Source organism: Amycolatopsis orientalis DSM 43388, assembly GCF_000411975.1.
GTDB classification, from domain to species: Bacteria; Actinomycetota; Actinomycetes; order Mycobacteriales; family Pseudonocardiaceae; genus Amycolatopsis; species Amycolatopsis orientalis_D.
This window is the reverse complement of sequence record NZ_ASXG01000079.1, coordinates 44,140-66,997: the sequence shown is the minus strand read 5'-3', so window position 1 is coordinate 66,997 and position 22,858 is coordinate 44,140. Positions and strand designations below refer to the sequence as shown.

General features: G+C 70.6%; 20 protein-coding genes. 11 read left to right on the top strand and 9 right to left on the bottom strand.

Annotated features, from left to right (window positions below; all coding sequences use genetic code 11):
* Positions 1 to 10: 10 nt before the first annotated feature.
* On the top strand, positions 11 to 1,171 hold the full coding sequence (locus L942_RS15940) for a sulfotransferase family protein (RefSeq protein ID WP_037360859.1): 1,161 nt from the start codon (positions 11 to 13) through the stop codon (positions 1,169 to 1,171).
* Positions 1,172 to 1,265: 94 nt separating this feature from the next.
* On the top strand, positions 1,266 to 1,796 hold the full coding sequence (locus tag L942_RS15935) for a hypothetical protein (RefSeq protein WP_063695780.1): 531 nt from the start codon (positions 1,266 to 1,268) through the stop codon (positions 1,794 to 1,796).
* A gap of 56 nt (positions 1,797 to 1,852) precedes the next feature.
* Here L942_RS15935 and L942_RS15930 read toward each other — a convergent pair whose 3' ends face one another.
* Together L942_RS15930 and L942_RS15925 are read right to left on the bottom strand one after the other, a co-directional pair.
* Complete coding sequence (locus L942_RS15930; protein ID WP_037360856.1) at positions 1,853 to 2,656, bottom strand: BPL-N domain-containing protein; 804 nt, start codon at positions 2,654 to 2,656, stop codon at positions 1,853 to 1,855.
* Between the two features lie 150 nt (positions 2,657 to 2,806).
* A complete protein-coding gene (locus L942_RS15925) occupies positions 2,807 to 3,304 on the bottom strand; it encodes an HAD domain-containing protein (RefSeq protein ID WP_037360854.1) in 498 nt (165 codons plus the stop codon).
* A gap of 82 nt (positions 3,305 to 3,386) precedes the next feature.
* Between L942_RS15925 and L942_RS15920 the strand changes: the two genes are divergently transcribed.
* Complete coding sequence (locus L942_RS15920; RefSeq protein ID WP_037360852.1) at positions 3,387 to 3,797, top strand: NUDIX hydrolase; 411 nt, start codon at positions 3,387 to 3,389, stop codon at positions 3,795 to 3,797.
* 108 nt (positions 3,798 to 3,905) lie between these two features.
* Here L942_RS15920 and L942_RS15915 read toward each other — a convergent pair whose 3' ends face one another.
* Genes L942_RS15915 through L942_RS15905 form a run of 3 tightly spaced genes read right to left on the bottom strand, consistent with a single transcriptional unit; the run spans position 3,906 to position 8,913 of the window.
* On the bottom strand, positions 3,906 to 5,495 hold the full coding sequence (locus tag L942_RS15915; protein WP_037360850.1) for a hydantoinase B/oxoprolinase family protein: 1,590 nt from the start codon (positions 5,493 to 5,495) through the stop codon (positions 3,906 to 3,908).
* Positions 5,492 to 7,549: a hydantoinase/oxoprolinase family protein gene (locus L942_RS15910; protein WP_037360849.1), complete on the bottom strand. Its 2,058-nt coding sequence runs from the start codon at positions 7,547 to 7,549 to the stop codon at positions 5,492 to 5,494. Before L942_RS15910 ends, L942_RS15915 begins: the two co-directional genes overlap by 4 nt.
* A 26-nt stretch (positions 7,550 to 7,575) precedes the next feature.
* Positions 7,576 to 8,913: an MFS transporter gene (locus tag L942_RS15905; RefSeq protein ID WP_037360848.1), complete on the bottom strand. Its 1,338-nt coding sequence runs from the start codon at positions 8,911 to 8,913 to the stop codon at positions 7,576 to 7,578.
* Positions 8,914 to 9,051: 138 nt separating this feature from the next.
* Here L942_RS15905 and L942_RS15900 point away from each other — a divergent pair, with 138 nt between their 5' ends.
* The gene (locus L942_RS15900) at positions 9,052 to 10,077 is read left to right on the top strand and encodes a LacI family DNA-binding transcriptional regulator (protein ID WP_037360847.1); all 1,026 of its coding nucleotides are present in this window, start codon (positions 9,052 to 9,054) and stop codon (positions 10,075 to 10,077) included.
* Positions 10,078 to 10,087: 10 nt separating this feature from the next.
* On the opposite strand, the gene L942_RS15895 is transcribed toward L942_RS15900, so the two are convergent.
* Complete coding sequence (locus L942_RS15895; protein WP_051166009.1) at positions 10,088 to 11,602, bottom strand: PucR family transcriptional regulator; 1,515 nt, start codon at positions 11,600 to 11,602, stop codon at positions 10,088 to 10,090.
* Positions 11,603 to 11,683: 81 nt separating this feature from the next.
* Here L942_RS15895 and L942_RS15890 point away from each other — a divergent pair, with 81 nt between their 5' ends.
* Positions 11,684 to 12,979 (top strand): MFS transporter, encoded by a 1,296-nt coding sequence (locus L942_RS15890; RefSeq protein WP_037360846.1) that lies wholly within the window; start codon positions 11,684 to 11,686, stop codon positions 12,977 to 12,979.
* Positions 12,972 to 14,576 (top strand): amidohydrolase, encoded by a 1,605-nt coding sequence (locus L942_RS15885; RefSeq protein ID WP_037360845.1) that lies wholly within the window; start codon positions 12,972 to 12,974, stop codon positions 14,574 to 14,576. The genes L942_RS15890 and L942_RS15885 overlap by 8 nt, the downstream gene beginning before the upstream one ends.
* 39 nt (positions 14,577 to 14,615) lie before the next feature.
* On the opposite strand, the gene L942_RS15880 is transcribed toward L942_RS15885, so the two are convergent.
* The 3 genes from L942_RS15880 to L942_RS15870 form a co-directional block, all read right to left on the bottom strand.
* Positions 14,616 to 14,942 carry a putative quinol monooxygenase gene (locus tag L942_RS15880; RefSeq protein WP_037360844.1) on the bottom strand — a complete coding sequence of 109 codons (327 nt, stop codon included), beginning with the start codon at positions 14,940 to 14,942 and terminating at the stop codon, positions 14,616 to 14,618.
* 47 nt (positions 14,943 to 14,989) lie between these two features.
* A complete protein-coding gene (locus tag L942_RS15875; RefSeq protein WP_037360843.1) occupies positions 14,990 to 16,315 on the bottom strand; it encodes an FtsX-like permease family protein in 1,326 nt (441 codons plus the stop codon).
* A 769-nt stretch (positions 16,316 to 17,084) separates the two neighbouring features.
* Positions 17,085 to 17,846 (bottom strand): ABC transporter ATP-binding protein, encoded by a 762-nt coding sequence (locus L942_RS15870; protein ID WP_037360842.1) that lies wholly within the window; start codon positions 17,844 to 17,846, stop codon positions 17,085 to 17,087.
* 65 nt (positions 17,847 to 17,911) lie between these two features.
* On the opposite strand from L942_RS15870, the gene L942_RS15865 reads away from it, so the two are divergent.
* From L942_RS15865 to L942_RS15845, 5 genes are all read left to right on the top strand, one after another.
* On the top strand, positions 17,912 to 18,463 hold the full coding sequence (locus L942_RS15865) for a TetR/AcrR family transcriptional regulator (protein WP_037360840.1): 552 nt from the start codon (positions 17,912 to 17,914) through the stop codon (positions 18,461 to 18,463).
* Between the two features lie 197 nt (positions 18,464 to 18,660).
* Positions 18,661 to 19,698, top strand: a complete 1,038-nt coding sequence (locus L942_RS15860) for a LacI family DNA-binding transcriptional regulator (RefSeq protein ID WP_037360837.1) — start codon at positions 18,661 to 18,663, stop codon at positions 19,696 to 19,698.
* On the top strand, positions 19,695 to 20,648 hold the full coding sequence (locus tag L942_RS15855; RefSeq protein ID WP_037360835.1) for a carbohydrate ABC transporter permease: 954 nt from the start codon (positions 19,695 to 19,697) through the stop codon (positions 20,646 to 20,648). The genes L942_RS15860 and L942_RS15855 overlap by 4 nt, the downstream gene beginning before the upstream one ends.
* A 3-nt stretch (positions 20,649 to 20,651) precedes the next feature.
* Positions 20,652 to 21,479 carry a carbohydrate ABC transporter permease gene (locus L942_RS15850; RefSeq protein WP_037360833.1) on the top strand — a complete coding sequence of 276 codons (828 nt, stop codon included), beginning with the start codon at positions 20,652 to 20,654 and terminating at the stop codon, positions 21,477 to 21,479.
* A 38-nt stretch (positions 21,480 to 21,517) separates the two neighbouring features.
* Positions 21,518 to 22,798 (top strand): ABC transporter substrate-binding protein, encoded by a 1,281-nt coding sequence (locus L942_RS15845; protein WP_037360830.1) that lies wholly within the window; start codon positions 21,518 to 21,520, stop codon positions 22,796 to 22,798.
* The last annotated feature ends 60 nt before the right edge of the window (positions 22,799 to 22,858 follow it).

The window sequence follows — 22,858 nt, the reverse complement described above, 5'->3', positions numbered from 1 at the left end:
GGGGAAGAGCATGCGTCCAGGACGAGACAGCGTCGGCACGGTCGAGGACCTTCACGCGTCCGCCACGAAACTCACCGGCCTCGACGATTTCGGCGGCGGCGAATATCTCGAAGGCTTGCGCGTGCTGCTCGATTCCTACGCCGACGAAGCCGATTTGACCCCGTACGGCAACAAAGTCCATCGTGCTTTCCTTCGCGGGGCGCTGGTCGCGCGGCTGCTGAGCGAAGCTTCGTGGAAGCAGCATCCGCAGCACGCCGACGTGCCCATCGAACGGCCCGTCTTCGTCACCGGGCTGCCGCGCACCGGAACCACCGCGCTGCACCGGCTGCTGACCGAAGACCCGGCACACCAGGGCCTCGAAGTGTGGCTGACCGAGATGCCGCAGCCGCGCCCGCCGCGCGAGACGTGGCCGGCCAACCCGGTCTTCCAAGCGATTCAGGCCGGGTACGAGCAGCATCACGTCGAGCATCCCGAATTCATGGGCCTGCACCACATGTCGGCCGACCAGGTCGAGGAATGCTGGCAGCTGCTGCGGCAGTCGCTGAAGTCGGTCTCGTACGAATGCCTCGCGCACGTGCCCGGCTACTCGCGCTGGCTCGACGGCCAGGACTGGACCGACGCCTACCGCAGGCACCGGCGCAACCTGCAGCTGATCGGCCTGCCCGACGCCGGCCGCCGCTGGGTGCTCAAGAACCCGAGCCACCTGTTCGCGCTCGACGAGCTGCTGGCGGTCTACCCCGACGCGCTGATCGTGCAGACCCACCGCGCGCCCAGCACCGTCATCGCGTCGGTGTGCAGCCTGACCGAACAAGCGTCGGAAGGCTGGTCGGACACCTTCCGCGGCGAGGTCGTCGGACGCAGTCAGCTCGACCTGTGGGCGCGCGGCGCGGAGCAGTTCGCGGCCGCCCGGGCAAAGCACCGCCCCGCCCAGTTCTTCGACGTCCAGTACGAGGACTTCGTGGCCGATCCGATCGGCACCGTCGAAAGCGTCTACCAGCACTTCGGTCTCGAGCTGGCGCCGCGAGCACGCGCCGCGATGACCACGTTGCACGAGCGGAGCCGGTCCGGAGAGGCGAAGCCGAGGCACCGCTACGACCTCGGCGGCTTCGGCCTGACCGCCGGGGAAGTCGACGAGCGGTTCGCCGGATACCGTGCCGCGCACCAGAGCTGACGCCGTTTCGTGACCGGGCATCTCGCCGAACCGCCCACCCGGCACCGGGCCAGCCCCTAGGATCTGCCTGACCTTCCTGGAGCGGAGACCCGGTATGACGACCCTGACCAGCACGATTCTCGAGATCCTCCCGCAGGCGTTGCTCCTGGTCGCGGGACTGTTCGGTCTGATCCTCTCGATCAACCGGCGCTCGCGCGGCGTCTCCGGGCTGATGGTGGCCGCCTTCGCGGTCATGCTCGTCGCCACGGCGCTGAACATCGCCTGGCGGCTCATGCTGACGAACGTCGCGTCCTGGATGGCGTCGGATCACCTGAGCGCGTCGGAGATGTCGACGATCTTCCTGATCGTGGGCATCCCGCTCAGCCTTCTCGAGGTGCTGTCGTGGCTGCTGGTCGCACTCGCGGTCGCGAAGAGCAACCGGGCGCCGCAGCCCGGCTCCGGATACCCGGCGGCCGGCCAGCCGGGGTTCGCCCCGCAGGGCGGGTACGGCCAGCCCGGGTATCCGCCGGCGGGCTATCCGCAGCCCGGCTACGCGCAGGCGGGTTATCCGCAGCCGGATCCCGGCCAGGTGTCCGGGTACTCGCAGCCCAGCCCGGGCGAGGGACCGCAGCAGCCGCCGAACTGATTCCGATCGGACCGCCGCTTCGACCCGCGCAAGGCCCGCGTGCCAACGATTGTCCGCTACCGCGAGACGGTGGTCTCGATCAAGTCGTCAGCGAGGTCCGTCCGGACGCCGTCGGGATTGGTGAGCCCCTGTTCGTCGTACCAGGAGGCGTCGGCTTCCGGATGCGGCCCGCTCACCCCGACTTTTCCCTTGCCGTACGGAGCAACGACCACCGCGGGCGCCCCGTTGGGATAGGTCGCCAACACTGTCGCGTCGGCCCCCTCGTTCAGCCGGAACGCCGGACCGTCTTGGAAATACAGGTGCCGCGGCTTCCCTCGCCAGCTCACCTCGATGACGGTGTCGCGCTCGTCCGGAACCGGGGAGCCGGGAGTTCCCGCGTACGCGTGCGCGTCGCCCGGCAGCAGGCCGAACCCCGGATCGCGGCCCGCCAGATAGCCGCCGAAGCACAGTCCGAGATAGCTCCCGCCGCCCCGGACCCAGTCGCGCACCGCGTCGGCGGATTCGTCGAGGTCCTGCCAAGTCCGGTCGAGATCCTGCCCGCCGCCCGGCTGGACGTACAGTTGCGCCGCCGCCAGGGCGGCCGAGGTGAGCGGCTTCCCCGTGCCCGGCCCCACGTACTCGACGCGATAATGCTGCGGTGCCCGGCGAAGCACCTCCGCCACGGCGGGTGCGCAATCCTCGCAGCCCTGCGGCCCGTTGTACACCAACGCGAGCGGCGCTTCCGCACCGCGCGCCGGAGGCCCCGCCGGTGGCTTAGCTACGGCGTCCGGCTGGCCGCAGGCCGCCGCCAGCAGCGCGGCGCTCGAGAGAAAACCGCACAGCAACTGTCGCCGTCGCAGAACCGATGGCCGACCCGGCATGGTTTCTTCTCCCCGTGGACTATCCGGTGACTTACCGTAACAGTTACGGATCTCGGCGCTGATCGGGTGCGCTTTGCCGATCTTGCCGCAGACGGGGAGCTCCATGCCCGCCTGGTCCGCCCCTGAACGCCCCCGACGGCTCCGTGTTCGTTACGAGCTGAGCGCCCGCAACCACTCGCGGATGACCGCGAAGTCCCGCTCCTCGAGACCGCGGTTCGGCTCGACGCGGTGCAGCAAGGCCGGGCCGGAATGCCGAGCCAGCACCCACTCCCGGTCTCCGTCGGCGATCTCGTCATCCACCCAGACGAAGGGGCGGCCGTGCGCCCAGCCGACCAAGGTCCGGGTCTTCCAGTGCACGCCGAACCACCGGTCTTCGCGTTCTGTCTCCGGCGAAGATTCCGGCCAGCGCACGACCGGCAGCGGCGGCAGGCCGAGCCGCGCCGCGAGCTCGGTGTTGGCCTCGTCCTCCCACGTCGTCGCCCACACCAGGCCGGCGGACAGCGAGGTGAGCCGCCGCCCCAACCGGCAATCCAGTCGATCGAGCAGAGCACCCGGCTCGCCCACCGGCGAAGCGCGGCCCGGCCCGAACGGCAGCAGCGTTCCGTCGACGTCGAGGAAGAGCACCGGGCGGCCAGATGACGATTCCATTGCGCTGCCAGCATATCCAGTTGGACCGCCCCCGCCTCGACGGCTACCTTCACCGGCGTACGCCTCCGCGAAAGGACGCCCCGTGACCGTCATCGACAAGATCGCCTGGATCCGGTTCGACGCGGGCAAGATCCTCAGCACCCGCTCCCGGGGAAAGGACGTCTACTACCTGCCCGGCGGCAAACGCGAACCCGGCGAGACCGATCTGCAGACTCTCGTCCGGGAGATCGACGAGGAACTCGCCGTCGCCATCACGCCCGGCAGTGCCCGCTACTTCGGCACCTTCCAGGCCCCAGCGCACGGCCACGCCGCCGGCACCGCGGTCCGGATGACCTGCTACACCGCCGGCTATCGCGGCATTTTGACCCCCAGCAGCGAGATCGCGGAAATCGTCTGGCTGACCTACGCCGACCGGGCCCGGGGGTCCCCGGTCGACCAGATCATCTTCGACCACCTGCGCGAGACCGGCCGAATAGCCGACGCTCCACAATAGACGGTCATCCTGCGGCGGCCGAGCAATGCCGTATCGCCCCTCGGCCGCGCAGCTTTGGCACGAACGCCGGGCCGGAAGACCGAATCTCCCGGCCCGGCCAAGGTCCGGTTACGCCCCAGCAGGTTCCGGAACTCCGTACCCTCCTCCCCCGCCGGATTCGCACCGCAGCACGTCCCCCCGGTGCACCCGGAGGCTGTTCACCTTCAGCATCTCCCGGGCATCCGGCGTCCCGGGGTTCAGCACCACCCGCGGCGGCGCACCGGCCGACCCGCCGAACAGGCCCCACGCCGGCGTCACCGACCGCTCCCACCACAGCGACAGATCCTGATCCGCCTCCATCACGTACTCCCGGATCACGCCGTCGCCCCCGCGCCAGCGGCCCGCGCCGCCCGAGCCGGTGCGGATGCGGTATTCGTTCACCCGCACCGGATACAGCGTTTCCACGACCTCGACCGGCAGGTCGCGCAGCGAGCCGTTGACGTTGTTGATCAGCGCCGTCTCGCCGTCGCCGCCCTCCCAGGCGCCCCAGCCGCCGACGGTCGCCTCCAGCGTCACGAACGGTTCGCCGGTCCGCGGATGGTCCCCGGCGAACTGGACGATCATCGAATCGCCGTAGCTGGCCGCGGCGACGCGGTCCGGCATCGCGGGCGCCAGCGCGGCCACCACCAGGTCGATCAGCATGCCCAGGCTCGAGTAGTAGTACTGGCAGGCGGCGGGCTCCCGCGCGCCGAGCATCGAACCGTCGCGGACCTGCACGTCCAACGGCGCGAACGAACCGCCGTTAAGGCTCACCTGCGGCGAGATCAGCAGTTTGTACCCGACCCGCGCGGCCGAAATCGCCTGGGAGCGCCCGCAGTTGACCGGACCGGCGGCCTGGTCGGCACAATCGGTGAGGTCGATCGTCATCGATTCGCCCTCGACGACCACTCGCACGCGCACCTTCAGCGGCGTGTCCGGGTCGATCGCGTCGTTGTCCAGATATCCGGTCGCCTCGTACTCGCCGTCCGGGATCGCCGCGATCCGTTCCCGCTCCAGCCGTTCGGTCTGGGCGAAGATCTGCTCGCGCGCCGCGTCGACGGTTTCCGCACCGTAGCGGGCGAACAGCTCGCCCAGCCGCCGCACGCCCATCCGGGCGCAGGCGATCTGCGCACGCATGTCGCCGAGGGTGACGTACGGGAAGCGCACGTTCGTCTCGATCAGCCGCAGGATGTCAGCGCATTCGACGCCGCCCGCGACGATCCGCGTCGGCCCCATCCGGAGGCCTTCTTGGTAGATGTCGGTGGAATCCATCGAACCGCCGGGGTCCTTGGAGCCCATGTCGATCCAATGCGCGCGCGAAGCCGCGAAGCCGACCAGCTCGTCGTCGACGAAAATCGGCGCGTACACCGTGCAGTCGTTGAGGTGCGTGCCGCCGATGTAGGAGTCGTTGAGCACCCACACGTCGCCGGGCTGCCAGACGCCCGCGCCGAACAAGTCCTCGGTGTGACTCGTGCAGATCTCCAGGTTCCCCAGGAAAATCGGCAGCCCCGACGACTGGCCGAGGACGCGGTGGTTCCGGTCCAGCAGCGCCACGGCGCAGTCCTTGCCCTCGTAGATCGTCGGCGTGTAGGACGACCGGATCAGGGTCATGTTCATGTCCTCGGCCGCCTGGATCAGCGCTGAGCGGATGATTTCGGTGGTGACGGGGCTGATGCTCACGCGTGGTCCTCCTGCAGGTGGTCGGCGGCCGCGAGGGTGACGACCAGGAATCCGTGGTCGTCGACGGCGAGTTCGGCGTCGGGCGGGACGACGGTGGTGGCGGTTTCCTCGTGCACGATCGCGGGTCCGGACAACCGGCTGCCCGGGGCGAGCGAGGAACGCGCCACGATCGTCGTGGGCACCGCCCGACCGGCGAAAACGACGTCGCGGACCACCGGGTCCGGTCGTTCGGCGCTGGCTTCGGCGGACGCGGCGGACCGGTCGACGACGCCGTGTCCGGTGGTGCGGAGCGCGACGAACTGCACTGGCGCGCCGGGAGTGGCGTGGCCGTAGCGCTGGTGGTGGATCTCGGCGAAGCGAGCTTCGACCACGGGCAGAAACTCCGGGCTGTCGACCGGATCGTCGTCCAGGATCGGCACGGTCAGCGTGTAGTCCTGGCTTTCGTACCGCATGTCGACGCCGTGCGTCACCGACCGCCGGTCTTCCGGGATTCCCTGTTCCCGCAACGCTTCCAGCGCCTGGTCGCGCAGCGAATCGAGGGCGGTGCGCAGGGCGGTGGTGTCGAGTTCGGCTCCATTGGCGAAGAACTGCATCGTGAAGTCCCGCCGGACGTCCGCCTCGAGCATGCCCCACGCCGAGAACGCACCGGGGAACCGCGGCACGATCACCTCGGTGATGCCGATTTCCTGCGCGATGAACGCCGCGTGCATCGGTCCCGCGCCGCCGAACGCGAGCAGCGCGAACTGGCCCGGCTCGCGGCCGTGCTCGACGGTCAAGGTGCGGATCGCCTGCGCCATCTTGGCATTGCCCACGTCGCAGATGCCGGACGCGAGCTCGACCGGGTCCATGTCGAGCTGCCGGGCCAGCGTCGAGACCGCGGTGCGCGCCGCGCCGAGATCGAGCGGCATGCCGCCGCCGGCGAACGATTCCGGATCGACCCGGCCGAGCACGCAGTTCGCGTCGGTGACCGTCGCCTGCGTGCCGCCGCGGCCGTAGCACGCCGGACCGGGCACCGCGCCCGCCGATTCGGGACCGACGCGCAGCGCGTCCCCCTCGGCGTACGCGAGCGAACCGCCGCCCGCGCCGACGGTGTGCAGGTTGACCAGCGGCATCAGCAGCGGAAAACCCTCCGCCTCGCCGTCCGGCGAGACGTCGGCGGCGTAGTCCATCACCAGGGACACGTCGAACGAGGTCCCGCCCATGTCCACGCAGATCAGGTCCGGACGGCCGAGCAGCTTCGCCGCCGCGACGCCGCCCATCGTGCCGCCGACCGGACCGGACAGCAGCGTCTGCAACGGGTGCCGCCGCGCGAACCCGGCGTTGACCAGACCGCCGGAGGACTGCATGACGTGCACCGGGACATGCAGCCCCTTCTCGGTGAACCGCGCTTCGATGCGGTCGAGGTAACGATGCACCGACGGGCCGGTGTAGGCCTCGAGCACCGCCGTCGACGTCCGCTCGTACTCCCGCCATTCCGGCGCGACCTCATGGGAGAGCACGACCAGCGCGTCGTCGCCGAGTTCGTCGCGCAGGATCTCGCCGGCCCGCCGCTCGTGCCCGGAATCCAAGTAGGAGAACAGGAAGCACACCGCGACGGCCTCGAAACCCTCTTCCCGCACACGCTTCGCGACCAGCCGCACGGCGTCCTCGTCGAGCGGTTCGAGTTCGGCGCCGGTGGCGTCGAGCCGCCCGGCGACCTCCGCGACCGCCTCCGGCCCGACGAGCGGTTCGGGCTTGCGGTAGTGCAGGTCGAACAGCCGGTTTCGATTGCCGCGCGCGATCCGGTAGACGTCGCCGATCCCCTTCGTGGTCAGGATCAGCACGTTCGCGCCGCGTCGTTCGAGCAGCGCGTTCAGGCCCTGCGTGGTGCCGTGCACGAAGAACTCGATCTCCGGGAACGGCAGGTCGAACCCTTCGAGCGCGCCGAAAACGCCGCGCGCGAGGTCGTCGGGGGTGGTGAGCACCTTGCCCGCGTGCAGCCGCCGCGTCGCGCCGTCGTGGACGACCACGTCGGTGAAGGTGCCGCCGATGTCCATGGCGACCCGGTAGGTCATGAGAACTCCTTGTCGAGTAAGGGAAATCAGGTGAGCGCGCGGCCCTCGGTCTCGGGCAGCGGCAGAACGGCCAGCAAGGCGACGACGAGGAAGGCCATGATCGACGCGACGGTCAGCGAGGACGCCACGCCGTGGTCCATCATCGCGCCGATGACCGGCACCGAAACGGTGTTGGCCAGCAGGATCGCCGAGGTGGACCAGGAATAGCCGACGCCGCGCAGCCCGGTCGGCAGCACCTCGGCCGACCAGGTGTTCCAGATGCCCCACGCACCGAGCGAGAAGAACGCGAGGATCAGATTGCCCGCGTACAGCTGCGCGGAACCGGTGGCGAGTCCGAACAGGACGCCGCCGATCGCCGAGGCCAGCGCGAACAGCAGGAAGATCCGCTTGCGCCCGTGGCGGCGGGTCAGCCACGCGGCGAGCAGGTAGCCGGGAACGGACACGACCTGCGTCACCGCGACGAACCACAGCGCGCCGGACACGCTCAGCCCGCGGTTCTGCAGCAGGACCGGCAGCCAGGTCTGCAATCCCCAGTAGCCCCAGCTGAAAGTGAACGACGTCAGCAGCATCGGCAGGAACCGCCGCCGCACCGGCGAACGGAACAGGTTGCGCACCGCGCCCGCCTTGCGGTCGGCGTCCTCGACGGAAAACGTGGTGTCAGCCGGAATTTCCGCGCCAAGCCCACGCAGCACCGCGGCAGCTTCCGCGTGACGGCCGCGCCGGGCGAGCCAGTACGGCGATTCCGGAACCCACCGCAGCACGGCGAACGCCCACAGCCCGGCCAGCGCCGCGACCACCGCGACCGCCCGCCAGCTGATCGTCCCGAGCGACTGGCTCACCCCGATGCACAGCAGGGTGCCGATGGGAAACCCGATGCTGAGCGCGACCGCGCCTTGGCCGCGACGCGCGGTGGGCAGCAGTTCCAGGAAGTACGGGAACGTGACCGCGTAAACCCCGCCGAACGCGACGCCGGACAGGAATCGCAGCGCGACAAACGGCCAGAAGGCCGGCGAAAGCCCGGCGGCCAGCGCGAGCACCGCGTAAAGCAGCAGGCTCGCGACCGTCACCCGGCGGCGGCCGAGCCGGTCGATCAGCCCGCCCCACACCAGCGCGCCGGGCACCATGCCGAACGCCACCGCGGACAGCGCCCAGCCCAGTTTCGTGTTGTCCACGCCGAATTCGCCGGCGATCCCGTTCGACACGTACACGAGCCCGACCTGTTCCCAGGCCTCGACGACGAACGCGAAGAACAGCACCGATCCGGCGAGCCAATGCCGTCGGGTCAGCCCCATCCCGGTGCAGACGTCGCCGACGGTCGGCGCGGCGGCGGAGGTGGGCGGGGCGGGCTCGTGCGGGGCGGCCATGGCGCCTCCTATCATCATCAAAACGTTTTGATGAGCTTTCGCGGCATCAAACCCGCGCGCCGGGGCCGTGTCAAGACCTCGGCGGCCGGCCGGTGGGCGATACTGGGCCGTCCGGAGGCAGGGCGGAGGGGAACGACGGTGGACGCCGAGGGCGGCAAACGGCCGGTGACGATCCGGGAGGTCGCCGAGCGGGCCGGGGTCTCGATCAGCACGGTTTCGCACGCGCTTTCCGGGCGCCGGCCGATTTCGGCGGCGACGAAGGCGCGCGTGCGCGAGGCCGCCGCGGAGCTGGGCTACGACCCGAACCCGAACGCGCGCTCGCTGCGCACCGGACGGTCCGGCCTGGTCGGGCTCATCCTGCGACCCCGCTACGCGGTGGCCGGCACGCCCGACCGCGCCGAAACGTTCAACCGGCTCGTCGGGTCGATCGCGACCGAGATGCTGCGGCGCAAAACCGGCCTGATCCACGTGCCCGACCTGCACGACCCGGCGGTGGCGAGCGTGCCGATGGACGGCTGCATCGTGGCCCACCCGTACGGCGGCGACACCGCTTTGGCGGAACTGCTCGGCCGCGGCCTGCCGGTGGTGACCGTGGAGGAAGACCCGGAACAGCCGGATCTCCCGTGGGCGGTGCGGCTGGACTACCCGCCGGTGGTCGAGGCGCTGCTGGACCACCTCTACGACCAGGGCGCGCGCGACGTGCTGCTGCTTTCCGGCACCGAGGACAACGCCTGGAACCGGCGGCCGCGCGAAACCTATCTGGCGTGGTGCGAGCGGCGCTCGCTGCCGCCGCGGACCGCCTTGCTCAGCGAGGGTCTCACTCCCGGAGACGTGCCCGAACTCGTGCAGCCGCTGCTGTCCGGCCCGGGCCGGCCGGACGCGATCGTGGTCGCGACCAGCGATTTCGCCCCGCTGATCGCCGACGCCGCCGCCGCGGAAGGCCTGCGGATCCCGGGCGATCTGCTGCTGGCCGCGCTGACCGACAGCGAACACGCCCGGACGAGCAGCCCGCCGATCACGGCGATGGATCTGACCCATGAAGCGCTGGCCGAACGCGCGGTGGAGCTGATGCTGGCCCGGCTGTCCGGCGCGGAAACCCCGGAGGGGCCGGTGTTCCTGACTCCGGAACTGCGGCTGCGGGAATCAACCCAGCGGCGAAAGTGACCACCCCGGTTCAGAGATCTTCCGCCGCCAACGCGAGCCACAACTCCAACCGGTCCCGCGGCCGGTCCAGCCGCCGCCGAGACACCCGCTCGGCCGTCCGCAACCGGGTCCGCACCGTGTTGCGATGCACGCCCAGCTCCCGTGCAGTGGTTTCCAGGTTGCCGTCCGCGTCGAGGTAGCACCGCAGCGTCGGCACCAGTTCGCTGCCGGTGCGGCGATCGTGTTCGCGCAATGACCCGAGCACCGCGGTGGTGAACGGGGCCAGCGCCGCCGGGCGCAATGCCTCGCGCAGCAGCCCCCACGACGACGCCTCCTCAGCGTCCACATAGGACGAATCGGCGGGCGCGACATCCGCTGCCCGGCGGATCGCGGCGGGAATCCCGGCCACGTCCACCGCGATGCTCGCGCCGCAGCCGACCGCGACCCCGGTCAGTTCCGCGGCCCTGGCCCGGATCCGCGCACCGAGCCCGGCCGCCGCGGGCAGCACCGCCGCGAGGCCGCCGGAACACGGCGTCAGCAGGAGCCGCTCCTGGTCGGTTTTCCCGGCCACGTCGGCGATCGCGTCGAGCACCGCGGCGAGCGGATCGTCGACCGCCAGCGCGAACACCACGACCTCGAACGGCGGCTCCGGCAACAGCGACGCGTCTGGTTCCGCGACCGCGGGAAGCAAGCGCGCCCGCTGTTCGTGCAGGGTGCGGCGGAGTGCGCGGATGCCCAGCAAAGTCATGCCCAGCAACACCGCCGCGTGGCTGACCAGCAGGCGCTGATGCGCCGGGTCGCCGGCCGGGCTGTCGACCGCCAGCCAGCCGCGCGGATGCCCGGACAGCCCGATGCTGTGCACGACGAGATACCGCCCGTCGCGCTCCTCCGCGCCCGCGGCCTGCGCCGGTCCGGCCATCCCGGCGACGAGATCGCGCGCCCGTCCGTGCCAGGGGCGCTCCCCGGCCGGATGCGCCGCGCGTGGCCGCCCCTCGACGTCCAGCAGCAGCGCTTCGCCGCCGACGCCCTTCGCCAGCTCGGCCAGTATCCCGCGGTCGCCGGAGCGCAGCGCCGCCCGCGCGATCGCTTCCTGCACGGCGATCGCGTGCCGCTCCGCCCGAAGCGCTGCCTCCGCGTGCCAGCGCGCGACGGCCTGGCTGACGGCGATGAACGGCGTCGTGCCCAGTACGCCGACCACCGGCAGCTCGCATGCCTCGGCCTCGTCGAGCACCTCGGGCGGCAACGCGTCGAGCACTTCCGCGGCGAACCCCAGCCCGGCCGCGCCCGCTTCGGCCAGCCGCCGCACATACGCCCGTCGCCCCGGTTCGTCGGCGGGCAGGCCGAGCCCGATCGTCAGCACCAGCTCGCCGCCGCGCAGCCACGGCACCGGATCGGCGACCTCGATCGCGTGCGCCCAGGACACTTCCCGGCCCAGTCCGGCCCGCCCGGCGAGCAAGCCCAGCTCGAGCCCTTCGAACCGGAGCACGCCGGCCACGGTCAGCACAGCCGCCTCCCAGTGCGGTTCGCACAAAACGATCTTCGGCAAAGGACACATCGTACAGCGGGTTCCGGCCGGTTCCGCGGTTAGCGTGGCCCGAACCGATCCCCCGGAGCAGTGGGAGCCCCCATGACCGCATCCGTCTCGAGCGCCCGCCGCGCGGCCGCCGCGGCGTTCGTCGGCACCACCATCGAGTGGTACGACTTCTACGCCTATTCGACCGCCGCGAGCCTCGTGTTCGGGAAACTCTTCTTCCCCGAAGGCACCAGTCCGCTGGTCGGGCTCATGGCGTCGTTCGCGACCTACGCGGTAGGGTTCCTCGCCCGCCCGCTCGGCGGCATCGTGTTCGGGCACTTCGGCGACCGCGTCGGGCGCAAAGCGGCGCTCGTGACGACCTTGCTGATCATGGGCGTCGCGACGTTCGCGACCGGGCTGCTGCCCACTTACGCCACCGCCGGGGTGCTCGCGCCGTTGCTGCTCGTCGTGCTCCGGTTCGCGCAGGGGCTGGCGGTCGGCGGCGAATGGGGCGGTGCGGTCCTGATGGCCGTCGAACACGCACCGGCCGGGCGCAAGACGTTCTACGGTTCGTTCGCGCAGCTCGGGAACCCGGCCGGGGCGCTGCTCGCGTCCGGGCTCTTCGGCCTGCTGGCCGGCCAGGGCGACGGGGCGCTCGCCGCGGGCGCCTGGCGCGTGCCGTTCCTGCTGTCGGCGGTGCTCGTGCTCGTCGGTCTCGTGATCCGGCTCAAGGTCGAGGAATCGCCAGTGTTCAGGCAGGCGGCCCCGGTGGCCGAGCTGCCGGTGCGGCTCGCGCTGCGCACCTCCTGGCGGCAGATCTTGCGCGGGATCGGCGCGCTGCCGGTGGCCGTCGGCGGCTACTACATCGTCACCACCTTCCTGCTCGGCTACTCGACGGCCGATCTGCACGTGAGCGAGGAACTCGTGCTGACCGGGCTGAGCATCGCGTCCTTCGTGGAACTCGTCGCCACCGTCGGCGTGGCCTGGCTCGGCGACCGCGTCGGCGGGCGGCGGGTGGTGATCGCCGGGCTGCTCGGCGTCGCGGTGCTGGCCGCGCCCCAGTTCCTGGTGATGGGCAGCGGCAGCGCCGGACTGATCTTCCTGACGCTGTCGCTGATGCGGCTCGTCATGGCCGCCACCTACGGTCCGATCGCGGCGATCCTCGCGCAGATGTTCCCCGCCCGCGCCCGCTACACCAGCATCTCGCTGTCCTACCAGGTCGCCGGCGCCGTCTTCGGCGGCTTCTCGCCGCTGGCCTGCACCGCGCTCGTCGCCGGATTCGGCGGCGTGGCCCCGGTGATCGTCCTGCTCGTCGTGATGTGCCTGATCAGCATCGCGTGTCTGCGCGGTGCGCCGCAGCTGTCCGACGACGTCCCCCAGCCCCACCGAACGGAGACCGCCCGTGGCTGACGTCCTGATCCACCGCGCCCGAGTCCTGACCATGGACCCGGACCTCGCCGAGACCGACGCGGTGCTCGTCCGCGACGGACGCGTCGCCGCGCTCGGCCCGGCGGCGGTCGCGCAGGCCGCCCCGGAGGCCGAACGAGTGGACGCGTCCGGCGCGACGGTGCTGCCCGGCTTCGTGGACCCGCACAACCACCTGTTGTCCACCGCGGAATCCCTCGCCGCGGAGGATGCCAGCTATCCCGCTGTGTCCACTGTGGACGACCTCGTGGAAATGGTCGCCAAGGCCGCCGCGCGAACGCCTGCGGGACAATGGATCCGCGCCTTCGGCATGGACGACGCGAAGTATCCGGAAGGCCGGCCGACCCGGCAGCGGCTCGACGAGGCGACCACCGAACATCCGGTCATCGTCTACCACGTCTCCGGCCACCACGCGGTGGTCAACTCGACCGCACTGGAGTGGCGCGGCATCGGCAGCGACGTCGCGGATCCGGCGGGCGGCCGGTTCCTCCGCGACGCGGCCGGACGGCTGACCGGCATGGTCCTCGACTCGGCGATGCAGCTGCTGCTGCCGGTCGCGGTCGAAATCGGTTGTCACGGCCCGAATTTCCACACCGATCTGCCGTTCGAGCAACTGTCGGGCTGGCTCGGCGACGCGGGCCGGCACTACGTCGAAGCCGGGCTGACGACCATCGCCGACCCGCAGGTGTCGGCCCGCGAACTGCGCGTGTACCGGGCCGCCCGCGCGGCCGGGCGGCTCCCGGTGCGCACGGTCGCGATGCCGCTGTCGCACCAGCTCGACGCACTCGCCGCGGTCGGACTCGGCGACCCGTTCGGCGACGACTGGCTGAGCCTCGGCGCGATGAAGTTCTACTCGGACGGCACGCTCATCGGCGGGACCGCGGTGTTCAGCGAACCGTACGGCGAGCACGGCGAATTCACCGGCAGCCTCTACTGGTCCGCCGACGACCTGACCGTGCTGGTCGAACGCGCCGCGCGGGCCGGATGGCGGGTCGCGGTGCACACCCAGGGCGATCTGGCGATGGAGAACACGCTGCGCGCACTCGAGGCGGGCTCGCGCGCGTACGGCGACGACTTCCGCCCTCGCGTCGAGCACTGCGGCTATCCGACCCGCGAGCACGTGCGCCGGTTCGCCGGGCTGGGCGTGATCCCGGTGAACCAGCCGAACTTCCTGCACGACAGCGGCGGGGATTTCCTGCGCCGCCTCGGCGACCGCGCGCACCGGCTCCAGCCGATCCGCGAGGAACTCGACGCGGGCCTGCGCCCGGCGCTGTCCAGCGATTCGTTCGTCTCGTCGTTCAAGCCGCTGCACACGATCGCGAACGCGATGCTCCGGCAGACCCGCGAAGGCGCGGACATCGGTGCGGAACAAGCGATTTCCCTGCCCGAGGCGCTGCGCGCACACACTCTCGACGCGGCGTACACGCTCGGCATGGACGACCGGATCGGCTCGCTGACGCCGGGCAAACTCGGCGACGTCGTGGTCCTCGACGCCGATCTCGAGCAGACCAGCCCGGAGAAGTTCGGCGAGGTGCACGTGACGACCACGGTGCTGGACGGGCGGATCGTGCACCAGCGCTGAACGCGTGGCCGGGGTCCGCGCCCCGGCCACGCGTCGCGGCTAGTCGACCGGGGTGACCTCGGCCATTTCCGACCAGGCCTCGCCGTCGAGGTTCTGGTAGTTGATCTGCGGCTTCTTCGCCACGACCGTCGACATGAACGGGAAGAATTCCTGCGCGTGCTTGGTGGCGACGTGCGCGTCCCCGGCGGCGCTGTCGGCGAAGACCTCGACCATGACGAATTCGTTCTCGTCGCTGCCGCTCTGGTAGTAGTCGAACGACACGTTGCCCGGTTCGCCGCGCACCTGCTCGGTGTAGCGCTGGACGCCTTCGAGCCATTCGGCGCGCTTCTCGGGGCGGATCTGTGCTTTGAGGACAATCAAGATCATGCGCCGAGTATCGCAGGAACCTCCCCGGTTCCGCAGAGCCGCGACTGCTACGCGGCCACCGCCGCGGCGCGAATCACCCGCGCCCCGGCCAACGCCGTCACCAGCAGTACCACCCCTCCCCCGAAAACCGCGCTGACCGCGAACGGCCAGGCGCCGAACGCGGCCGCCGGGCTGCCCGTCTTGACGATGGAGAACGGCAGGACGCACAGCACCGCCCCCACGACCGCGACGACGATCGCCAGCAGAGCCGCCGCGGCGGTTTCGCGCAGGAGCATGCCGCGGACCTGCCGGGCGGTCGAGCCGATCAGCGACAGCGTCGCGAATTCCGTCCGCCGGTCGCCGATCGCGGCCACCAGGTTGTTGGTCAGCGCGATCGCCATGAAGAGCGAGATCAGGACGACCACGAGGTAGTTGATCGACGCCAGCACGTCGGCGGTGCTGCCCGGCGCGCTGTGCTGGTTTTCGATGCCCTGCATGGCGAGCGTGCCCGCGGAGACGCCGACCAGCAGGGTCAGGAAGGTGACGATCGGACGGGCGCGTTCCGGAGCGGCGCGCAGGTTCACGCCCGCCAGGTGCGCCTCGGCGTTCTTCGCACCGCGCGAAAGGCGGCCGACGATCCGGTTGGCCGCGGAGATCAGTTCCGGGGCCAGAACGGCGAAGCCGATCGAGCACAGCACTACGGCGGGACCGGTCAGTCCAGTGGTCGCGATCGAGTCGGCAGGCAGGGCGAGCACCGCGCTGGCCGAGCCGAAACCCGCCGCCAGCACCACGATCGCGGCAATCCGCCGCGGTCGCGCAGTCCTGACCCGGCGCGGGCCGGTGACCTCTTCCACCGGGCTGCGCCGAGCCGGACCGCGGCTGCCGATCCACGCCGCGAGAACTCCGGCCAGCAGCACCACCGCGACGCCGACCAGCGGCAGCCCGATGCCGGGTGCGAACGACGTCGCCGGCGCGATGAGCCCGGTGGACCGGACCCCGGTCAGCAGCAGAAGCCCGAGCAGGTAGCCGAGCCCCAGCCCGGGCAGCGCGGCCACGGCGGTGATCGCGAGGGTTTCCATCGACACGAGCACCCGGATTTGCCGCGGCGCCGCGCCGATCAACCGCAACCCGCTGATCTCGCCGGACCGCGCCGCGAGCGTGACGCTGATCGTCGACACCATCGCGAACACGACGATCGCCACCACCCAGCCGCCCAGGATCAGCGGGAACTGGGTGAGAAATCCCCGGTCGGCCGGGGCGGTGCCGCCGGAGAGCCCGGTGCCGAGCAGGGCGGTCATGGCGACCACCAGAGCCATCCCGACGAGCGCGACCAGCCCGGTCGCCACAGCGGCGGCGCGGTGGTGGCCGAAGAGTCGCAGGGCCAGTTTCAGCATGTCAATTCCCCTTCGAAGAGACGGCCAGCGCGCGGTCTCGCCGCCACGTCCCGTCGACCCACCGACGGCAGCCGCCCGACCAGATCAACGAGGTCCACCGGACCGACTTCGCTTCGGATTCGCGAGCAGCACGCGTGATCTCACCGCCAACGCCCCGCCGGGTCACCGACGGCAGCCGCACGACCACCCAAGGTCCGCCAGGCCAGCTTCGCTTCGGATTCGCGAACAGCCCGTGTGATCTCGCCGCCAACGCCCCGCCGATCCACCGACGACGACCGCCCGACCACACCACCAAGGCCCGCCCAGCCAACTTCCCTTCGAAGACACGGCCAACGCGCGGTCTCACCGCCAACGCCCCGCCGATCCACCGACGACGACCGCCGGACCGCACCAGCAGGGCCCGCCCAGCCAACTTCCCTCCGGATTCGCGAACAGCCCGCGCGGTACCGCCGCCAGGCCAAGCACCCCGCGGATCGCGCCCGCGCCAGCAAGCTCCGCCCGGTCGACGCCTCATCGAAGGCTCGACCAGCACCCGCCGTGCCACCAGGCGAAAGTCCCGCCCCACCAGCAAGCCCCGCCATCTCAACTCCGATCCGGATGAGCCGCCTGCGCCTGCGATCGGCCGTCGACGGCAAGCCACCTACTCCACGCCGGTCTCTCCCCGGACACACTGCCCACACCCGCCGCGGAGCTTGCGAACCGCTCGTCCGCGCGGCACCCGCCAGCCAGCCGCCGCATAAGTCCACTTCGGACTGTCCGGTGCGCCGGTTCATCGGGCACCCACCGCGTTCGCCGCCCGCTCCGCTGACTCCACCAGCACCGCCATCCGGTTGGCCACCGTCGCCGCGGTCGGCCGGGACAGCTGGTCGACCACCAAACCGTCGGCCAGGAACAGCACCGCGTCGGCATACGACGCCGCTACCGGGTCGTGGGTCACCATCACGATCGTCTGGCCGCGGTCCGCCAGGTGACGCAGCAAGCGCAGCACTTCCCGCGCGCTGCGGATGTCCAGCGCGCCGGTCGGTTCGTCGGCGAACACCACCTCCGGATCCGTCACCAGCGCTCGGGCCACCGCCACGCGCTGCTGCTGTCCGCCGGAGAGCTGGCCCGGCCGGTGTCCGCCGCGCTGTGCCAGGCCGACCTGCGCCAGCAACGCGGCGGTCCGCTGCGGATCCGGGCGGCGACCGTCCAGCCGCAACGGCAGTTCGATGTTCTCCGCCGCGGTCAGCGCGGGCAGCAGGTTGAACTGCTGGAACACGAAACCGATCCGCTGGCGCCGCAGCTGCGCCAGCCGTGGTTCGTCCAAAGCGGACAGATCGGCGCCGTCCAGTTCGACGGTGCCTTCGGTCGGGGCGCGCAGCCCGGCAGCACAGTGCAGCAACGTCGTTTTCCCCGAGCCCGACGGGCCCATGATCGCGGCGAAGGCACCGCGCGGGACGTCCAGGTCGACGCCCCGCAGCGCGTCGACCGGGCCGCCTTCTCCTTCGAAGCGGCAGCGCAGCCGCCGGGTGCGGATCGCGGGTGCGGTCATCTCGAGTCCTCCCAGTGTCCTGAACGATCGTTTAAAACGAACGTTTACCTGATACGGTAGCACGCGTGGGACATCGCGAGAACCTGATCACCGCCGCCCGGGAATGCCTCCTCAAGGCCGGTTACGCGCGCACGACGGTGCGCGACCTCGTCGCCGCCTCCGGGGCCAACCAGGCGTCGATCAACTACCACTTCGGGTCGAAGGAGCAGCTGCTCACGCAGGCTCTGTCCGACTTGAACACCGAGTGGGGCGAAATGCTGTTCGCCGTCCTCTCGGACCCGGCAGGCGAAAAGGCCGGGCCGGAGCGGCGCTGGGCGCGGATCATCGAGTCCATCCAGGAGCACCGCGAGCTCTGGTTCGTGAACTTCGAGAGCGTCAGCTACCTCCAGCACGACGAGAAGGTGCGGAAGATCAACGCGGAAGGCCAGCAGCTGGCCCGCGTCGCGCTCGCCCGCGCTTTCGGCGATCTCGGACCGGACGCCGACACGGAGGACGTCCACGCGATCGGCGCGCACTACTACTCGCTGCTGGTCGGGACCGCACTGCAGTGGCTGACCGATCCCGACCGCGCTCCCTCGGCCGCGGACGTCGTGCGCGCCGACTGGCGCTCCGCCTAACCCGCGCCGAACCCCCGCACGTCACGCGGACATCACAGATCCCGGTCCCCGCGACCGCTCCGTTGACACGTCCGCCATCCGGGTGACATGATTCGCGCGCCGCCTGGAAACGTTTCCAAACCATCCAGGACGTAGCTTGGAAACGTTTCCAACAGCGGTTTCCGTACCGCTGCCGCAGTGTCCGACTGGGAGGGACGATGACGTCAACCCGAGCCACCTTGATCCAGGTGGCCGAGCGCGCCGGCGTGTCGCTGGCTTCGACCTCGCGCGCGCTGCACGGGACCGGCGCGAGCAAGGCGATGGTCGAGCGCGTGCGGGCCGCCGCGGCGGAGCTCGGGTACAGCGCGGACGCGATCGGGCGGTCGCTGCGGCTGAAGAAGACGTCGCAGATCGCGTTCGCGGTGGCGGACATCGGCAACCCGGTCTACGTCGAGATCATGCGGGGCATCCACGAAGTCCTCGCCCCGCACGGGTATCGGGTCGTGGTGATGTCCACTGGGGACACCGCGGCGTCGACCGCCGAGCTCATGCGCAGCCTGCACGGCGGGTTCGTCGACGGCATGATCGTCATCCCGCTGCGCACCGACGACGAGCTGATCGAGCAGATCGGCCAGGCCCCGGTGCCGGTCGTGGTGATCGGCCGGGCGATGAGCGACCGGGGGATCAGTTCGGTCTCCACCGATTCCGCCGCCGGGATCGGCGCCGCGGTGCAGCACGTGGTTTCGCTGGGCCGCCGCCGGATCGGCTTCCTGAACGGGCCGCTCGACACCACGCCGGGCTCCTCGCGGCAGCGCGGTTTCGACGAGGCGGTGTCGGCCAAGGACTTCACTGCCGGCACCGCCGTCGAGGTGGCGGCCGACTTCACGGTGGCAGCGGGAATCGAGGCCGCCCGGAAGCTGCTCGACCGTCCACAACGGCCGGACGCGATCGTCGCAGCCAACGACCTGCTCGCGATCGGAGCCATCCGCGCCGCCCGCGAACGGGGGCTCAGCGTTCCGCGCGACGTCGCCGTCACCGGGATGGACGACACCGAACTCGGGCAGGTCTTCCTGCCGCGGCTGACCAGCGTGTCCCTCGGTTCGGCCGAGCGCGGGCGCGCCGCCGCCCGGCTGATGCTCGGGCTCACCGAGGACGCGGACGCCCCGGCGCAGCAGATCTCGGTCGGGACCGAGCTGTTCGTCCGGGAGTCCACTCAGGACTCCGCAATGGACCAGAAGGGCGAGGACGCGGAATGACCACCGCCACGCAGGCGCGGCGAGCCGTCCCCGCTCCCCCGCCTCGCCCCAGGAGAACGACTCAGGCCCGGACCCGCCGGCGCGAGGCGATCGCGCTGGTCATGCCGTCGCTGATCCCGATCCTGGTCCTGTCGGTGGCCCCGCTGGCGATCGGCGTCGTGCTGGCCTTCACCGACACCCGGCTGGTGCGGCATCCGGACTTCGGCTTCGCCGGGATCGACAACTTCGTCCGCCTCGGCGGGAACTCGCTGTTCTGGGATTCGCTGCGGATCGGTCTGATTTGGACAGTCGGCGTGACGGTCCTGCAACTGGCCGCCGCGATGGGGCTCGCCCTGCTGCTGAACTCCGGTCTCAAACTGCAGGGCCTCACCAGGGTGCTCGCGCTCATTCCGTGGGCGATGCCGCCGGTGGTCGTCGCGATCATGTGGCAAATGATTTATTCGGCCAACGGCGGTCCGCTCAACGCCTTCCTCGGCAGCATCGGCTTGCCGGACGGAATCAACTGGCTCGGCGATTTCAATACCGCGCTGCCAGCGGTGATCGTGGTCGGCGTCTGGGTCGGCATGCCGCAGACCACCGTGACGCTGCTCGCTGGGCTGCAACAGATCCCGGCCGAACTGCACGAGGCCGCCGCGGTCGACGGCGCCGGTGCTTGGCGCCGGTTCACCGCGGTGACCTGGCCGAGCCTGCGCCCGATCGTCAGCTCGATCACCTCGCTCAATTTCATCTGGAATTTCAATTCGTTCTCGCTCGTCTACGTGCTCACCGCGGGCGGCCCGGGCGGCAAAACGATGGTTCCGGTGCTGTTCGTGTACCTCGAAGCGTTCAAGAACCGCGAAATCGGCTACGCCGCCGCGATGGGGCTGGTCCTCGTCATCGTGGTCGTCGCGCTGCTCGCGATCTACCTGCGGTCGCAGTTCCGCGGCGACCGTCCGGAAAGGGGGCGGTGATCGATGCGCTGGTCCGTGCGCCCCGCGCAGTACCTGGCTCTCGTGCTGTACCTGCTGTTCCTCGGGTTCCCGCTGCTGTGGCTGATTTCCGCGTCGGTGAAGTCGTCGGCGGAGCTGAACTCGCTGTCGGTCAACCTGATCCCGGGCGAATGGCATTGGGACAACTACGGCGAAGCGCTCTCCCGGCAGGGCCTGCTGCATTCGGCGTTCAACAGCCTGCTGGTCGCGCTGGCCAGCACCGTGCTCGCGATCCTGATCTCGGTCCCCGCGGCCTACGTGCTGGCCCGGCTCAAGGGCAAGCTGCGCATCGCGGGCGTCACCTGGATCCTGGTCAGCCAGGTGTTTCCGGTGGTGCTGGTGATCCTGCCGCTGTTCCTCGTGCTGCGGACGCTGGGCCTCGCCGACAGCCTCGTCGGGCTGACGCTCGTGCACACCACCTACATCCTCCCGTTCGCGCTGTGGATGCTGCAGGGCTACGTCGCGGCGATCCCGGTGGATCTCGAGGAGGCCGGCGCGATGGACGGCGCGAACCGGTTCACCGTGCTGCGCACCATCGTCTTCCCGCTGCTGGCCCCTGGCGTGGTCGCGACGGCGATGTTCAGCTTCGTGTCGTCGTGGAACGAGTTCTTCTTCGCGCTGGTGCTGCTGCAGTCGCCGGAGAACTACACGCTGCCGATCACGCTCACCATGTTCATCGGCGGCGAGGGCAAGGTCGCCCTCGGCCCGCTGGCCGCGGGCGCGGTGCTCGCGGCGATCCCGAGCATCGCCTTCTTCAGCCTCCTGCGGAAGAAACTCACCGGCGGCCTCATGGCCGGTGCGGTGAAGGGATGAGCCCCACCCCATCGGAAACCCCTTCGAAAGGTCGGTCGATGAAGACACGACGCGCGGCAGCCGCCGCCAGCCTCGCCCTCGTCAGCCTGCTCGCCGCCGCGTGCGGCGGCGGCGACAGCGGCGGCGGGGACGGCGGCCCGGTCACCCTCACGTTCCAGTCCCTGTCGGACCAGCCCGCCGCGATCGCCGCCACGAACAAGATCGTCGGGGCGTGGAACCAGGCGCATCCCGACACCCAGGTGAAGGTCGTGCAGGCCGGGTGGGACAGCGCCTACGACAAGCTGATCACCCAGTTCAACGCGGGCACCGCGCCGGACATCGTGCACTACGAGGCCGCCGGGATCGGCCCGTTCGCGGCCGACGGCTACCTCGCCGACCTCTCCCCCTACCTGTCCGGGCAGAAGCGCGCGGACATCCCGAAGGGCGTGCTCGACTCGGTGACCGTGGACGGCAAGGTCGTCGCCTACCCGACCGAGCTGCAGTCCTATATGGTCTTCGCGAACAAGAAACTGCTGGAGCAGTCCGGCGCGCAGATCCCGACCGGCGAAACGATGACCTGGGACCAGCTGCGCCAGCTGGCCAAGACCGCCACGAAGGACGGCAAGTACGGCCTCGGCTGGGGACTGTCGAGCCCGACCGCGACGTTCGTGGCGATGGCCCCGGGCTTCGGCGGCAAGTACTTCGAGGGCACCGGAGACCAGGCGCAGATCAGCGTCGGCCAGGGCGAAATGGCGCTGCCGCAGCTGGTGCACGACATGAACGCGACCGACCACTCGATCCTGCCGGTGACGCTGACCCAGTCCGGCGGCAAGGCGCTGGCCCCGTTCTACGCGGGCCAGGTCGCGATGACCGTGCAGGGCTCCTACCAGGCGGCGAACATCGAGAAGGACGCGCCGAAGGACCTGGACTGGATCGCGCTGCCGCCGATCGCCGGCCCGGCCGGACCGGCGCAGGCCGCCAACCCGCAGACGCTGTCGGTCAACAAGGACTCCAAGCACGTCGAGCAGGCCGCGAAGTTCCTGGAGTACTTCACCAGCACCGAGAACCTCGCCGCGCTCAACGAGGCCGACACGCTGATCCCGGCGAGCAACTCCGCTCGCGAAGCGCTCGACAAGAAGCTCAGCGCGAAGAAGGGCTGGAGCACCATCCTGGCCTCGGGCAAGTACCTGACCTCGGCGCCGTATCTGTTCGCCGGCAAGTACGCGCAGTGGAAGGACACCGTCGCGACGCCCGCCTACCAGCGCTTCCTGGCGAACCAGATCGACGCGAACACGCTGGCGCAGCAGCTGAAGGACGGCTGGAAGAGCGTCGCCAAGTGACCGCCGCGCCGGGGCCGGGCGCCGCTCCGGCCCCGGCGCGCACAACAGGCGCGGGCGGCA